Consider the following 13,806-nt stretch of genomic DNA (forward strand, 5'->3'; position numbering starts at 1 on the left):
GGCCGCGGCAGCCCGCAGCCGGGGTCGGGGCCCCAGGTCACGTGGGGTCGATCACCCCGCGCCGGACCTGGTCGCGCTCCATCGACTCGAACAGGGCCTTGAAGTTGCCCTCGCCGAAGCCCTCGTCGGCCTTGCGCTCGATGAACTCGAAGAAGACGGGGCCCAGCAGGGTCTGGCTGAAGATCTGCAGCAGCAGCCGCTTCTGGCCGCCGGCGGTCGAGCCGTCCAGCAGGATGCCGCGCGCCTGCAGCTCGGCCACCGGTTCGCCGTGGCCGGGCAGTCGATCGGCCAGCATCTCGTAGTAGATGTCGTTGGGCGCGGTCATCAAGGGGATGCCGGCCATCTGCAGCGCGTCGACCGTGTCGATCAGGCTGGCGGTCGACAGCGCGACGTGCTGGATGCCCTCGCCGTTGAACTGCATCAGGAATTCCTCGATCTGGCCGGCGCCCTTGCCCGATTCCTCGTTCAGCGGGATGCGGATCAGGCCGTCCGGCGCGGTCATCGCCCGGCTGGTCAGGCCGGTGTACTCGCCCTGGATGTCGAAGTAGCGGATCTCGCGGAAGTTGAACAGCCGCTCGTAGAACGCGCCCCAGAAGGCCATGCGGCCGCGGTAGACGTTGTGCGTCAGGTGGTCGATCGTCAGCAGGCCGTGGCCGACCGGGCGGCGCGGCACGCCGTCGATGAACGCGAAGTCGATGTCGTAGATGCTTTTCCCGTCTTCAAAGCGGTCGATGAGGTAGAGCGGCGCCCCGCCGATGCCCTTGATCGCCGGCAGGCGCAGCTCCATCGGGCCGGTCGGGATCTCGATGGGCTGCGCGCCCAGGTCGAGCGCGCGGGCATAGGCGCGGTGCGAGTCCTTCACGCGGAAGGCCAGGCCGCAGGCGCTCGGGCCGTGTTCGGCGGCGAAGTAGCCGGCCAGGCTGCGCGGCTCGCGGTTGACGATGAAGTTGATCTCGCCCTGCCGGTACAGCAGCACGTCCTTGCTGCGGTGGCGGGCCACCAGCGTGAAGCCCATGCGCTCGAACAGCGGTTCGAGCAGGCCGGGCGTGGGCGAGGCGAACTCGACGAACTCGAAGCCCATCAGGCCCATCGGGTTGTCGAGCGGGGCGGTCGAAGGGGAAGGGGACGGGGACGGGGACGGGGACGGGGCGGCAGCGGACATGGCAGTCCTCCAGGGGAACGGGTACGGGAACGGGAACACCCGGTGCGCGGCGGCACCGGCGGGCGGGCTCAGGTGGATGCCGGTGCCGGCGGCGCGCACGGACGACCCCGCACGCTGCGCGCGAGGTGCATGCCGACGATGAGCCGCTGTTCGTTCATGGAGGAAGGCCGGGGGGATCGGGGCGCCGCAGGGGCGTCCGGACCAGTCTATCGGTCCGTGCCGCGCTTGAACATCGAGAATCCCCGCCATGACGACCGAACCGTTCGACCGCATCGACCAGCGCCTGACCGACCTGGAGGTCAAGCTCAGCTACACCGAGGACCTGGTCGAGCAGCTCGACGCCGTCGTGATCGAGCAGGCCCGCCGCATCGACCTGCTGGTGCGCGAGCTGACGCGGCTGCGCCAGCAGGCCGAGGACAGCAGCGGCACGCCCGGCGCGCGCAGCCTGCGCGACGAGTTGCCGCCGCACTACTGACCACGCCTCGGACCACGCCTCGGACCGCTCGGCCGACCGCAGCCCTGTCACAACCACGACCCAGCATTCCCGCCATGTTCGAGACCGAGCTGAAGTTCCAGATCCCCGACGCGCGCCTGGCCGCCGTGCAGCGTGCCGTGGCCACCACCACCGCGACCACGCTGCGGCTGCGTGCGCGCTACTTCGACACGCCCGAGCGGCACCTGGCCCGCGCCGCGATGGCGCTGCGCCTGCGGCTGGAGGGCGAGCGCTGGGTGCAGACGCTCAAGGGCCGTGGCGACGGCCTGCTGCAGCGGCTGGAACACGAGGTGGTGCTGGACGGCGCCGACCCGTCTGCCGTGCCGGCGCTGGACCTGTCGCGCCACGACGGCACGCCGGCCGGCACGGCCTTGCGCCTGGCGCTCGGCGATGCGGCGTCGACGCTGGCCTGCCGCTACGAGACCGACGTCCACCGCACGCTGCGGCTGCTGCGCCACGACGGCGCGCGGGTCGAGCTGGCCCTGGACCTCGGCGAGATCCGCGCCGGTGATGCGACCTGGCCGCTGCAGGAGCTGGAGTTCGAGCTGAAGGACGGCCCGGTCGACGGCCTGCTCGCGCTGGCCGCCCGCTGGGTCGAGCGCCATCACCTGTGGCTGGACGTGCGCAGCAAGGCCGAGCGCGGCGAACGCCTGGCCAGCGGCATCGTGCTCGGCGCGCCGGTGCCGGCCGCCACGCTGCGCCATGCCGAGGACCTGCCACTGCCCGAGGCCCGCCGGCAGGCGCTGGCCGCGACGCTGGCGCCGCTGCTGGCCAACCTCGCCGACCGGGCCGACCCGCGCGCCAGCGGCCTCGCGCACGATGAGCAGGTCCACCAGGCCCGCGTCGGCCTGCGCCGGCTGCGCGGCGTCTGGAAGCTGCTGGACGACGGCGGCCCGACGCCGGCCTGGATGGCCGGCCTGGTCGAGGCCTTCGGGCACCTGGGCAGCGACCGCGACCAGGTCGTGCTGGCCGCCCAGCTGGAGGAGATCGGCGCGGCACCGACCGCACCGCTGGGCACCGCCGAGCTGGTCGAACGCCTGCCGGCCGACGCCGCCGACACGCTCGCGCCCTGGTTGCGCTCGCCGCCGCCGCAGCGCCTGTGGCTGGACCTGATCGGCGCGATGCGGGCGACGCCGGCCGAAGCGCAGGGGCCCGGCGCACAGCACGGATCGGGCGCAGGCCCGTCCGGCCAGGACGCGGCGGCCGTGATGCTGCTGGCCCATGTCCGGCCACGCCTGGAGCGGCTGTGGCGGCAGGTTGCCCGCGACGCCCGCCGCTTTGCCCGCCTGGCCGATGGCGAGCGCCACCGGCTGCGCAAGCGCCTGAAGCGGCTGCGCGACGGCATCGACAGCCTGCGCCCGCTGCTGCGGCCACGCGCGACGCAGCGCTGGCTCGAACGCATCCGGCCGGCCCAGGAGGCGCTGGGCCTCTACAACGACCTGTGCGTGAGCGAGCAGCTGCTGCTGAAGGTCGACGGCGGCGGGGCGCCCGACCCGGCCGCCGCGGCCTACGCGCTGGGCTGGCTGGCCGGGCGTCGCGCGGCGCTGCTGACGGATGGCGAGCGCGCGCTGCAGCGCCTGCTGGCCCTGGACGACGGCGAGGGCCTGGACCTCTGGCCGCGCCGGGCGCGCAGGTCGACCTGAACCGGGCAGCCGCTCAGGGCCGGTGGGCCTCGATCGGCGCGTGGCCGCGGCCGTAGGACTCCTTCAACGGCGTCTCGCGCAGCGGCGCGAACACGATGTCGGTCTGTGGCACCGGCTCGATCGGCAGGTGGCTCAGCAGGTGATTGACCAGCGTCAGGCGGCCGATGCGCTGGTCGTTGAAGTCGACCAGCGTCCACGGCGCATGCGGCGTGTCGGTGGCCTTGAGCATGTCGTTGCGGGCGCGCGTGTACTCGGCGTAGCGCTCGCGCGCCTGGACGTCGATCTGCGACAGCTTCCAGCGCTTGAGCGGGTCGGTCAGGCGATCCGCGAAGCGCGCTTCCTGCTGCGCCTGGTCGACGCAGAGCCAGTACTTGAACAGCAGGATGCCGTCGTCGACGAGCAGGCGCTCGAAGTCCGGCACCTGGCGCAGGAAGACCTTGGCCTCCTGCTCGCTGCAGAAGCCCATGACCCGCTCGACGCCGGCGCGGTTGTACCAGCTGCGGTCGAAGATCGCGATCTCGCCGGCCGCCGGCAGGTGCGGCACGTAGCGCTGGAAGTACCACTGCGAGCGCTCGCGGTCGCTCGGCCGGCCGAGCGCGACGACGTCGCACTGGCGCGGGTTGAGAGTCTCGCTGATCGCGTAGGCGGCCCCGCCCTTGCCGGCGGTGTCGCGCCCTTCGAGCACCACCACCAGGCGCCGGCCGGTGTGGGCCAGCCAGCGCGCGGCGTCGTTGAGGCGCTCCTGCATGGGCTTGAGCGCCTCCAGGTAGGCGGCCTTGCCCATGCCGGGCTTGGCGGCCTTGCGGACCTGTTTCCGGACGGCCTGGCCGTCGCTGCTTGCGGTCTTCTTGCGGGTCATCGCCAGCGGCTCCACCGGGCCGCCGCCAGCTCCCGCAGCCGGCACGGGACGACCCGCCGCAAGCATACGGCGGCGGGTTGTCGTCGCGTGCAGGGGGGAGCCCGCAGCGGGCCCGCCCCAGCCGCGGTCCGCGGGTCCGATCAGTCCTTGCGCGACGGCCGGGCGCAGCCGCGCTCCAGCAGCAGGCAGCCCAGCGCCTTCGGGTCGGTGTCCAGGCGGTGCAGCACGCGCGCGGCCACGGCGGTGTCGGGGTAGTCGGCGAACAGGCCGTCGACGCCGTGGGCGTAGAAGGCCATGTACTCCTTGGCCGGCAGGCCGGCGTCATCGGCCGACAGGCGGCGCTGCTCGTTGCGGAAGGTGTACGGGTGGACCACCAGGCCGCGCGCATGGGCGTTGGCGACCACCTCGGTGCCCGGCAGGCGGTGGCGGTCGGCCTCGTTGACCTTGCCGTCGCCGTTCACGTCGGCGCAGGCGCCGTTGACGATCGTGCAGGCGGTCGGCAGCAGGTAGTACTTCCACGGGCCGACGCCGTCGGCATAGGTCTTGACCTCGTCGAGGCCGGCGGGGCTCAGGATGTCCTTGAACAGGCCGGTGCGGCCGTCCACGGTCCAGTCGTAGGGACGGTCGTAGGGCGCGGTGAAGTCCAGCGAGCCATCGGCGTTCAGGTCATTGGCATCGACGAGCTGGACCAGCTTGACGCGGGTCTTGCTGCGCAGGTACTTCAGGTTGGCGGTCTCGAAGCTCTGGATGTAGACCGGCGCCTCGCGGTGGTTCCAGCCCGCCTTGTCGAGCGTGGCGAGCAGGCGGTCTTCCAGCGCCAGGCCGAGCTGCTGGTGGTAGGTCGGGTGCTTGGTCTCGGGGTAGATGCCGATCGTGCGGCCCTTCTGCTCGGACTTGCGCTTGACCAGCGCGATCACCTCGTCGAGCGTCGGGATGTCGAACTCGCCGTCGAAGCGGTGGTCGCGCTCGCCCACGGCCTGGATGGCGCGCAGGGTCTTGATCTCGGCGAGCGTGAAGTCGCTGGCGAAGAAGCCGTTCTCGACCGCACCGTCGACCATCGCGTCACGGCGGCGGCTGGCGAACTGCGGCAGCTGCGCGACGTTGGTGGTCGCGATCAGGTTGGGCTCATGGCGGGCGATCAGGTGACCGTCGCGGGTGGCGACGAGGTCCGGCTCGACGAAGTCGGCGCCCAGCTCGATGGCCAGCGCGTAGGACGCCAGCGTGTGCTCGGGCAGGTAGCCGGTGGCCCCGCGGTGGCCGATCACGATCGGGGCGGCGGGCGCGCGCGCGGCGTGCTCGTCACGGGCCTGGGCGGGCGCGCAGACGGCGGTGGTGGCGGCGATGGCCAGGGCGGCCAGCGCGAAACGGGCATTCAGGTGAGCGGTCATGTCGGTTCCTCCTTGCAAGGGCCTGCAAGGTAGGGGGCGGACGTGACGGAGCGGTGAAAGCCAGGCGGCGAGGCGCGTCTTCGCGGGCAAGTCCGGAGGCCAGCCCGGCGTCCGGGCACGAACCTACACTGCGCGCCCCTTCCCGCCGCCGACCCCGGTCCACCGATCCCCCGTCCCGCATGAGCATTGCCGAGATCCGCGCCGCGATCGAGCAGGAGCTGGCCGCGACGCCCGAGTTCTACGACTTCCGGGTCGAGTCCTCGCAGCGCGAGGGCACGCTGTGGCGCGTCACGCTGCAGGCCGGCCAGGCCTGGGCCGGCGGCAAGCCGATGCCGCAGCTGATGCTCGACGACAGCTTCGACGGCGCGACCGCCTGGTGGGGCGGACCGCCCAAGGGCCAGGCCGCCGTGCTGGCCGTGGTGGCCGAGGACGACCAGCTGGTGCTGGCCGATGCGAGCGCGCCACCGCCGGCGCTGGACGGCCTGATACGGCTCTACCCGCCGCGTTTCCTGCAGCCGCTGGCGCAGGCCTGGGCCGACGATGCCTGGGCGGCGCGGGCCTGGGCCGCCCGCGCCGAGCTGGCCGCGCCGCGCCGGCTCGGCGTGGCCGAACTGGCACGCGACGCCTACGGCTGGCTGCGGCCGGCCCAGCGCCGCGCCTACGGCCTGCCGCAGCACAGCGCGAGCTTCCTGTGGGGCCCGCCGGGCAGCGGCAAGACCACCACGCTGGGCGTGCTGCTGGCCGAGCTGCTGCAGCAGCGGCCCGAGGCCCGCGTGCTGCTGCTGTCGACCACCCACACCGCCGTCGACCAGGCCGTGATCGCGCTGGACAAGGCGCTGGCCCAGAAGCGCCGCGAGGCCCTGCGCGCCAGCGTCCGGCGGCTCGGCACGCGCTTCTCGGCCGCCGCCTACGAAGGCCGAGAGCACCTGCTGGCGGTGCGCGATCCGGCGCTGGTGGCGCAGCTCGCCAAGGCCGAAGCGGCCCGGCCGAGGGGCCACGACCTGGCCGCGCTGCAGGCCTGGCAGGACCGCGTCGACGGCCTGCGCCGGCAGCTGCGTTCGGCCTCGCTGGCGGAGCTGCGCAGCGCCCGGCTGGTGGCGATGACGACCAGCCGGGCGAGCTACACGCTGCGCACCCTGCGCGAGCTGGCCGAAGGTGACGAAGCGCCGTTCGATCTCGTCGTGTTCGACGAGGCCAGCCAGGTCAGCCTCGCACAGGCCCTGGCGCTGGCGCCGCTGGGCCGCGCGCGGCTGCATGCGGGCGATCCGCAGCAGCTCGCGCCGGTGCGGCGCAGCGAGGCCCGCGAGGCCAAGGTCTGGCTCGGCCGTTCGGCCTTTGGCGAGATGCCGCGCGCACGCGCCGTGCTGGACGACCCGCAAGGCCCGGTCGCGCTGCTGGACGAGCAATCGCGCATGGCCGCGCCGATCGGCGAGCTGGTCAGCGCGCTGTTCTACGACGGCCTGCTGCGCGTGGCCGACGATGCCCGCGCGCAGCCGGCCTGGCTCGCACGGCGAGCCCGCAGCCTCGACGGCATCGGGCCGGAAGAGCAGGTGCGCATCGAGCCGGTCGAGGCCTGCGGCGGCTGGTCGGCCCACCACCGCGGCCCCGTGCGACCCGGCTCGGCCCAGGCCATCGCCGCACGGGTCGGGCGCGCGCTCGCTGCCGGCGAGGCCGAGCCGGCCGAGATCGTCGTGCTGACGCCCTTCCGGGCCCAGCGGGCCGTCATCCGGCAGGCGCTGCAGGCCCATGAACTGAGCCACCTGTGCGCCCAGGTGCGCGTCAGCACGGTCCACAAGGCCCAGGGCAGCGAGGCGCCGTTCGTGCTGTTCGACCCGGTCGACGGTCGCCAGCCCTTCCTGCAGACCGAGGACGCGCGCCGGCTGGTCAACGTGGCGCTGAGCCGGGCCCAAGCCAAGGTGATCGTCTACCTGGCCGAGGGCGACGCCCAGGCCAACCCGGTGCTGGGCCAGATCGTGCAGCGCCTGCGCCTGGCCGGCGACACCCGGCCGGTGCGGCCGATCGAGGCGCTGGCCCGCGACAGCGGCTTCCCGCGCGCGGCGGTCGGCCTGCGCGTGCGCATCGGCCGCCACGTCGGCGAGGTCGCCCGCATCAGCCCGGACGGCAGCGAACTCTGGCTGCACGACGAGGCCAGCGGCGAGGCCCGCCGCTTCGACGTCGGGTTCCTGCGGCGCAAGGCGGGGGCTGCGCCGGCCTAGGCCGACGCGCTCGCCATCAGCCGCTGCACCAGCGGGTGGTGCAGGCCGCGGCGGGAGCGGATCGCGTGGATCTCCTCGCGCACGTCCTCGCAGCTGCCCAGGCGGCGCAGGCCGCGCATCAGCGCGAGGTCGTCGGCGCCCAGCCGGCTGACCGGGAAGACGCCCAGGCCGCGGGCGGCGAACACCGCCATCAGCGCGCTGTCCTCGAACTCGCCGACCACGCGCGGGACCAGGCCGCGCTGGTCGAACCAGCGTTCCAGCGTCGCGCGCAGGGCCGAGTGGCCGGTCGGCAGCAGCACCGGCAGGTCGGCCAGGCAGTCGGGGAAACGCTCGGGGTGGCGATCGGTGCCGGCCTTGCGGACCAGCTCGGTCGGGCCATACCAGTCGACCGGCGCACCCAGCAGCCGGTCGCTGCTCAGGCGCAGGTTGGGGTTGGGAGGCGACGGCTGGCCCGCCAGGACCAGGTCGAGCTGGTGCATGGCGAGTTCGGCCAGCAGCTGTTCGACCTCGCCCTCGTGGCAGATCAGGCGCAGGGCCGGCGTGTCCAGCAGCGGCGCCAGCAGCGCGTGCGCTGCCAGCTTGCTGATGCCGTCCGACAGGCCGACCGCCAGCCGCAGCGCCGGTCCGCTGGCGGCCTGCCGGACCTCGTCGTGCAGCGACTGGCCGAGCCGGAAGATCTCCTCGGCCCGGGCCAGCGCGGCCTGGCCGGCCTCGGTCAGCGCCAGGCTGCGGCCGGAGGCCTTGATCAGCTGGTGGCCGAGCGACTGCTCCAGCGCCTTGACCTGCGCGCTGATGGTCTGCACGGCCATGTCCAGCCGCTCGGCCGCGCGGGCGAAGCCGCCTTCCTTGGCGACGACCCAGAAGTAGTAGAGGTGGCGGTAGTTGAGGCTGGACATGGCGGGTGTGGACTGCGGAAAAGGCGCAGTCCGGCGGATTCTGGCGATGGTCGGACCTGACCGTGGCCGACCCCGCCAGAGACCCCGTCCGGGTCAGGCCGCGCGCCGCTCGAACATCGCCCGCTGCAGGCCCCAGTGCGACACCGCCGCGTTCAGCAGCAACGCCTCGCCGTCGCTGATCCAGGCGTCGGACTCGATCACGTCGCGGCACAGCTCGATCACGCTGCGCCGCAGGGCCGGATCGTCGACGTCGGACATCAGGCGGGCGATGGTCAGGTCGTCGATGGTGATGGCGTCCAGGTCCGTGCCGGGCTGGCCGACGCTCAGGTCGTCAAGCAGGTGCTCCAGCACGCGGTAGAAGTCCGGCGGCGCCAGCTTCAGGCGCTGCCCGAGGTCGACCGCCTCCAGCACGTCGATCTCCGGTCGCGTCAGGTCGCCGTCGGCCAGCATCGCCAGGCAGACGATGCGGGCGGCGGCTTCGGGGCTGTTGGTCGGGTAGGCACGCATGGCAGGACTCCGTGGGTTCGTGGATCGAGCCGCCAAGGTAGCCAGCGCCCGTGCCGGCGACCAGCAGGCCCGACCGCAGTGGGGCTGCGGGACGGCCTGCTCGTGGTGGCGCCGATCGTCCCCACGCGGGCGCCGGAACGGGTCTTGACGTGGCCGGCCCGATGGTTCGGAAAAAACGAAGTTTCGATGCGCCGACGACTGGTTTGCCGATCCGGGCACGGTCCGCAAGATCGGCCCCCATCCGAACCGATGCGCCGTCCGGCGTCGACACCATGGAACTGCTCCAGACCTTCCTTCAGACCGACCTGCTCGGCAAGCCCGCGTGGCTTTGGCTCGTGTTCATCGGCATCGTCGCCGCCCTGCTGGCCTTCGACCTGGGCGTGCTGCACAAGGACGACGAGCACGAGATCGGCGTGCGAGAGAGCCTGCTGCTGTCGGCCGGCTACATCAGCGTGGCGCTGCTCTTCGGTGCCGGCGTCTGGTGGCTGCTGGGCGCGCAGAGCGGCATCGAGTACCTGACCGGCTTCATGATCGAGAAGTCGCTGTCGATGGACAACGTGTTCGTCATCGCGCTGATCTTCGGCTTCTTCGCCATCCCGCGGGCCTACCAGCACCGCGTGCTGTTCTGGGGCATCCTGGGCGTGATCGTGCTGCGCGCGATCATGATCGGCCTGGGTGCCACGCTGGTGCGCGAGTTCAGCTGGATCCTCTACGTCTTCGGCGCCTTCCTGGTCGTCACCGGCATCAAGATGTGGTGGATGGCCGACCACCAGCCCGACATCGCCGGCAACCCGCTGGTGCGCTTCCTGCGCCGCCACCTGCGTGTCACCGATGGCCTGCGCGGCAAGGCCTTCGTGGTCACCGAGCCGGACCCGGCCAGCGGCCGCCCGGTGCGCTGGGCCACCCCCTTGCTGCTGGCGCTGATCGTGATCGAGTTCGTCGACCTGGTCTTCGCGGTCGACTCGGTGCCGGCGATCTTCGCCATCACGACCGACCCCTTCATCGTCTACACCAGCAACATCTTCGCCATCCTGGGCCTGCGCGCGCTGTACTTCGCGCTGGCCGCGATGATCCACCGCTTCACCTACCTGAAGTACGCGCTCGCCCTGGTGCTGGTCTTCATCGGCTCGAAGATCTTCCTGGTCGGCTTCATTGGCAAGATCCCCGCGCCGATCTCGCTGGGCGTGACCTTCGGCCTGATCGCCGGCGGCGTGCTGGTGTCGCTGTGGAAGACGCGGGGCCAGCCGCAGGCGCCCGCGCAGGCGGCCTCCCACCCGGCCCTGCCGCAGAGCTGATCCGCGCCCAGACTGGCCGGGCCGGGCTAGAGTGGCGCCCATGTGCAACCTCTACCAGATGGTCCCGAAGGAGGACATCGAGCGCCACTTCCGGGCCCTGGTCGGCGACGGCTACCGGGCCGGCGTGGTCGGGCCCTACGGCCAGGGTGCCTACCTGACGGTGCGCGACGGCAGCCTCGCGCTGACCTCGGCGCAATGGGGCCTGATCGCGCCGAAGGCGACGACCCGGCGGCCGGCCTCGCGCTCGGTGCTGACCAACAACGCGCGGGCCGAGTCGGTGGCCGAACGCTGGACCTACCGCGACGCCTGGCAACGCGGCCAGCGCTGCCTGATCCCCGCCAGCTGGTACCAGGAGCCGAACTGGGAGACGGGCAAGAACATCTGGTGGCAGCTGCGCCGGGCCGACGGCGCACCCTGGGCGCTGGCCGGGCTGTGGTCCGAATGGACCGATCCGGCCAGCGGCGAGATCGTCGCCAGCTGCACGATGCTGACCTGCAACTGCGACGGCCACCCGCTGCTGGGCCGGCTGCACAAGCCCGACCCGGCACGGCCGCCGGACGCGCAGGACAAGCGCGCCGTGGTCTCGCTCGAACCCCATGAGTGGGACGCCTGGCTGCACGGCGGCGAGGCCGACGCCCGTGCGCTGATCCGGCCGGCGCCGACCGAGGTCTTCGATGCCACGGTGACACGGGCCACCGACGCCGCACGGGCGGCGCCGGCACGCGGCGGCCCGGCGCCGTCCGACCCGCAGGGCTCGCTGATCTGAGGCGAGACCTGAGCTGAAGCGAGACCAGAGGCGGGGCCTGGGACGGGGCTGTGTCCAGGCCATCGGCCCTGGGAACAGGCCTGGCGCGGCCTGTCGGAGGTGCTGGCGCGCGAGGTCGGGTTCTGACCGGTCGCGGCCCGGCGGCGCGGCGCTTATCGTCGCGGACCCCGCCGATCCGCCGACCGACATGCCGCCGTCCCACATGCCGATGCCCCCGCACGATCCTTCGCTCGATCCTTCGCTCGATCCTGAATCCGGCCCGCCGACCGCACCGCGCCGGCATGCCGGCGAGCTGTTCGAGCACGCCCAGACGCTGATCTCGACACGCCGCAACACCTCGCCCAAGCGCCTGCACGAGCCCGGTCCGGACGCCGCGCAGCTGCACGCCCTGCTGGCGCTGGCCGCCGATGCACCCGATCACGCCGAGCTGACGCCGTGGCGCTTCGTGCTGGTGCCGACCGCGCAGCGTCATCGCCTGGCCGAGGCCTTCGCGCAGGCGCTGCTGGCGCGCGATCCGCAGGCCGGGCCGGTCGCGCTGGCCGATGCCCGCGACAAGGCCCACCGGGCGCCGCTGCTGTTGCTGGCGATTGCCCGGCTGGGGCCGATCACGCGCGACGGCGTGCTGCGCGACATCCCCGCCGCCGAGCGGCTGGTGTCGCTCGGGGCGGCGATCCAGAACCTGCTGCTGGGCGCCCACGCGATGGGCTATGCCAGCGGCCTGACCAGCGGCCAGGCGATGGACTCGGCGCCGCTGCGCGCGCTGTTCGCGCTGGCCGAGGGCGAACAGGCGGTCTGCTGCATCAACCTCGGCACCGCGCGGCAGTCGCGCCCGCGCGCCCGGCCGCGTCCGCTGCCGGACGAATTCGCCGCCGTGCTGCCCGAGCAGGGCGCGCCGCAGCCCTGGCTCAGGCCGACATGACCACGCGCGACTTGCCCTGCCGCTTGGCGTCGTAGAGCGCCCGGTCGGCCCGCAGCGCCAGCTCGGCGGCATCGACCCCCTGGCCGGCCTCGGCGACGGCCACGCCGATGCTGGCGCTGACCGGCAGCGGCACGCCGTCATAGGGCTCGGACAAGGCCTGCAGCAGCCGCTGCGCGGTGATGCGGGCCTGCTCGGCGCTGGCCGGCGCGAGCAGCACCATGAACTCGTCGCCGCCCAGCCGGGCCGCCACGTCGCTCGCCCGCAGGGCGTGGGTGATGCGCCCGGCGACGGCCTGCAGCAGCCGGTCGCCGGCCGGGTGGCCGTGCTGGTCGTTGACCGCCTTGAAGCCGTCCAGGTCCAGCGCCAGCACCGCCAGCGTGCCGCCGCTGCGGGCCATGTCGGCGATGTGGTGGCGCAGCATCTCGTCGAACAGCAGCCGGTTGCTCAGGCCGGTCAGCGGGTCGTGGTGGGCCAGGTGGCGGGCGTTGTCGAGGATGCGCGCGGCCTGCAGGATGGCCGCGCCGACCGCGTCGGCCTCGACCAGCTGCAGCGGCGGCAGCCGCACCGGCTGGCCGCGCCCGAGCGCCAGCGCGGCATCGTTCAGGCCGCGCACCGCCTGCGTCACCCGGCCGGCCAGCCGCAAGGCCACCCACAGGCCCAGCAGCAGCGCGACCAGCAGGCCGGCGCAGGTCCAGCCGATCAGCTGGACCAGCTGCGCTTCGAGCACCGAGCGCGGCGCGCCGACCGCGACCGACCAGTCCGAGACCCGCGAGCGCGCGATGCTGCTGACCACCGGGATGCCTTCCTTGCTGATCGTCTCGACCGTGCGCGGCCCGCCGCTGCGGATCTGCGCCAGCACCGCCGGCACCGCCTTCTGGCCGACGAAGCGATCGGCCTCGCGGCTGCGCGCGACCAGCGTGCCGCTGCCGTCCAGGATGGCGGCGACCCAGCCGTCCGGCATCGGACGGCGCTTGAGGATGTCGCCGATGCGGTCGGGCGACAGGCCGATGTTCAGGCTGTAGACCACCTCGCCGTCGCGCCGCACCGGCACGCCCGCGGCGATCACCGGCCGCTGCGTGACCGGGCCGATGAAGAGGTCCGTGACGACGACAGCGCCCTCGTCGAAGACCCGCTGCAACGCGGCGGGCGAGCCGTCGCTCGGCAGCGGCTCGCCCCAGGCCCTGAGCGTGTTCATGCGCTGGTGGCCGGCCCGGTCGGTGACCACGTAGTTGTTGACGATCTGGCTGGCCAGCGCGTCGCTGGCGCGGCGGTGGAAGGTGGCGAAGTCGTCGCGCTGCAGTTCCGGCGCGCTGGCCAGCACGCGCAGGCCGGAGGTCAGCGCCGCCAGCTCACGGTCCAGCTCGGCGGCCAGGTGATCGCTCATCAGCACCGAACTGCCGTGGATGCGCTCGCGCTCGAGCCAGTAGTTGGTCCAGATCAGCGCGGCCGACACCAGCGCCGCCGGCAGCACGCACAGCGCCACCAGGCCCAGCAGGCTCGCACGCAGCGACAGCCGGCGCGCGCGGCTGCGGACCCGCTCGTCAGGCAAGGCGAGCGCCAGCGTCGGCGCGTTCGCCAGACGGGCGGCATCGGAAGGCGCGATCAGCGGATCGACAAGGGTGGGGTCCACGGCGGTACGGCGGTGCAGTGGGGAAGCCAGTC

At 73.2% G+C, this 13,806-nt stretch carries 12 protein-coding genes; 6 read left to right on the forward strand and 6 right to left on the reverse strand.

Annotated elements, in window-relative coordinates; all coding sequences use genetic code 11:
• Positions 1-37: 37 nt before the first annotated feature.
• Positions 38-1,090, reverse strand: coding sequence for a 4-hydroxyphenylpyruvate dioxygenase (gene hppD / locus Q8X39_RS17155; RefSeq protein ID WP_305751006.1), 1,053 nt, complete (start codon positions 1,088-1,090; stop codon positions 38-40).
• 319 nt (positions 1,091-1,409) lie between these two features.
• On the opposite strand from hppD, the gene Q8X39_RS17160 reads away from it, so the two are divergent.
• Together Q8X39_RS17160 and Q8X39_RS17165 are read left to right on the forward strand one after the other, a co-directional pair.
• Positions 1,410-1,637 carry a SlyX family protein gene (locus Q8X39_RS17160; RefSeq protein WP_305750909.1) on the forward strand — a complete coding sequence of 76 codons (228 nt, stop codon included), beginning with the start codon at positions 1,410-1,412 and terminating at the stop codon, positions 1,635-1,637.
• A 74-nt stretch (positions 1,638-1,711) separates the two neighbouring features.
• Positions 1,712-3,298 (forward strand): CYTH and CHAD domain-containing protein, encoded by a 1,587-nt coding sequence (locus Q8X39_RS17165; protein WP_305750910.1) that lies wholly within the window; start codon positions 1,712-1,714, stop codon positions 3,296-3,298.
• A 13-nt stretch (positions 3,299-3,311) separates the two neighbouring features.
• On the opposite strand, the gene ppk2 is transcribed toward Q8X39_RS17165, so the two are convergent.
• A complete protein-coding gene (ppk2, locus tag Q8X39_RS17170) occupies positions 3,312-4,157 on the reverse strand; it encodes a polyphosphate kinase 2 (RefSeq protein ID WP_305750911.1) in 846 nt (281 codons plus the stop codon).
• Between the two features lie 140 nt (positions 4,158-4,297).
• Positions 4,298-5,545, reverse strand: a complete 1,248-nt coding sequence (locus Q8X39_RS17175) for a glycerophosphodiester phosphodiesterase (RefSeq protein ID WP_305750912.1) — start codon at positions 5,543-5,545, stop codon at positions 4,298-4,300.
• Positions 5,546-5,724: 179 nt separating this feature from the next.
• Here Q8X39_RS17175 and Q8X39_RS17180 point away from each other — a divergent pair, with 179 nt between their 5' ends.
• Positions 5,725-7,761 (forward strand): DEAD/DEAH box helicase, encoded by a 2,037-nt coding sequence (locus Q8X39_RS17180; RefSeq protein ID WP_305750913.1) that lies wholly within the window; start codon positions 5,725-5,727, stop codon positions 7,759-7,761.
• On the opposite strand, the gene Q8X39_RS17185 is transcribed toward Q8X39_RS17180, so the two are convergent.
• Positions 7,758-8,657 (reverse strand): LysR family transcriptional regulator, encoded by a 900-nt coding sequence (locus tag Q8X39_RS17185; RefSeq protein ID WP_305750914.1) that lies wholly within the window; start codon positions 8,655-8,657, stop codon positions 7,758-7,760. The genes Q8X39_RS17180 and Q8X39_RS17185 overlap by 4 nt on opposite strands.
• Before the next feature lie 93 nt (positions 8,658-8,750).
• Entirely contained in the window at positions 8,751-9,164 is a 414-nt protein-coding gene (locus Q8X39_RS17190) for a TerB family tellurite resistance protein (RefSeq protein ID WP_305750915.1), read from the reverse strand.
• A 272-nt stretch (positions 9,165-9,436) separates the two neighbouring features.
• On the opposite strand from Q8X39_RS17190, the gene Q8X39_RS17195 reads away from it, so the two are divergent.
• The 3 genes from Q8X39_RS17195 (at position 9,437) to Q8X39_RS17205 (ending at position 12,144) form a co-directional block, all read left to right on the forward strand.
• Positions 9,437-10,459 (forward strand): TerC family protein, encoded by a 1,023-nt coding sequence (locus Q8X39_RS17195; protein ID WP_305750916.1) that lies wholly within the window; start codon positions 9,437-9,439, stop codon positions 10,457-10,459.
• A gap of 40 nt (positions 10,460-10,499) precedes the next feature.
• The gene (locus Q8X39_RS17200; protein ID WP_305750917.1) at positions 10,500-11,225 is read left to right on the forward strand and encodes an SOS response-associated peptidase; all 726 of its coding nucleotides are present in this window, start codon (positions 10,500-10,502) and stop codon (positions 11,223-11,225) included.
• Between the two features lie 187 nt (positions 11,226-11,412).
• Positions 11,413-12,144, forward strand: coding sequence for a nitroreductase family protein (locus Q8X39_RS17205; RefSeq protein ID WP_305750918.1), 732 nt, complete (start codon positions 11,413-11,415; stop codon positions 12,142-12,144).
• On the opposite strand, the gene Q8X39_RS17210 is transcribed toward Q8X39_RS17205, so the two are convergent.
• Positions 12,131-13,774 carry a sensor domain-containing diguanylate cyclase gene (locus Q8X39_RS17210; RefSeq protein WP_305750919.1) on the reverse strand — a complete coding sequence of 548 codons (1,644 nt, stop codon included), beginning with the start codon at positions 13,772-13,774 and terminating at the stop codon, positions 12,131-12,133. The genes Q8X39_RS17205 and Q8X39_RS17210 overlap by 14 nt on opposite strands.
• Positions 13,775-13,806: the final 32 nt, after the last annotated feature.

It is taken from the genome of Leptothrix discophora, assembly GCF_030705305.1.
GTDB lineage: Bacteria > Pseudomonadota > Gammaproteobacteria > Burkholderiales > Burkholderiaceae_C > Sphaerotilus > Sphaerotilus discophorus.

Excerpts from the sequence above, each read along its gene's own strand:
- hppD (WP_305751006.1), bottom strand. The coding sequence starts at position 1,090 with ATGGGCCTGATGGGCTTCGAGTTCGTCGAGTTCGCCTCGCCCACGCCC.
- Q8X39_RS17160 (WP_305750909.1), top strand. The coding sequence starts at position 1,410 with ATGACGACCGAACCGTTCGACCGCATCGACCAGCGCCTGACCGACCTG.
- Q8X39_RS17165 (WP_305750910.1), top strand. The coding sequence starts at position 1,712 with ATGTTCGAGACCGAGCTGAAGTTCCAGATCCCCGACGCGCGCCTGGCC.
- ppk2 (WP_305750911.1), bottom strand. The coding sequence starts at position 4,157 with ATGACCCGCAAGAAGACCGCAAGCAGCGACGGCCAGGCCGTCCGGAAA.
- Q8X39_RS17175 (WP_305750912.1), bottom strand. The coding sequence starts at position 5,545 with ATGACCGCTCACCTGAATGCCCGTTTCGCGCTGGCCGCCCTGGCCATC.
- Q8X39_RS17180 (WP_305750913.1), top strand. The coding sequence starts at position 5,725 with ATGAGCATTGCCGAGATCCGCGCCGCGATCGAGCAGGAGCTGGCCGCG.
- Q8X39_RS17185 (WP_305750914.1), bottom strand. The coding sequence starts at position 8,657 with ATGTCCAGCCTCAACTACCGCCACCTCTACTACTTCTGGGTCGTCGCC.
- Q8X39_RS17190 (WP_305750915.1), bottom strand. The coding sequence starts at position 9,164 with ATGCGTGCCTACCCGACCAACAGCCCCGAAGCCGCCGCCCGCATCGTC.
- Q8X39_RS17195 (WP_305750916.1), top strand. The coding sequence starts at position 9,437 with ATGGAACTGCTCCAGACCTTCCTTCAGACCGACCTGCTCGGCAAGCCC.
- Q8X39_RS17200 (WP_305750917.1), top strand. The coding sequence starts at position 10,500 with ATGTGCAACCTCTACCAGATGGTCCCGAAGGAGGACATCGAGCGCCAC.
- Q8X39_RS17205 (WP_305750918.1), top strand. The coding sequence starts at position 11,413 with ATGCCGCCGTCCCACATGCCGATGCCCCCGCACGATCCTTCGCTCGAT.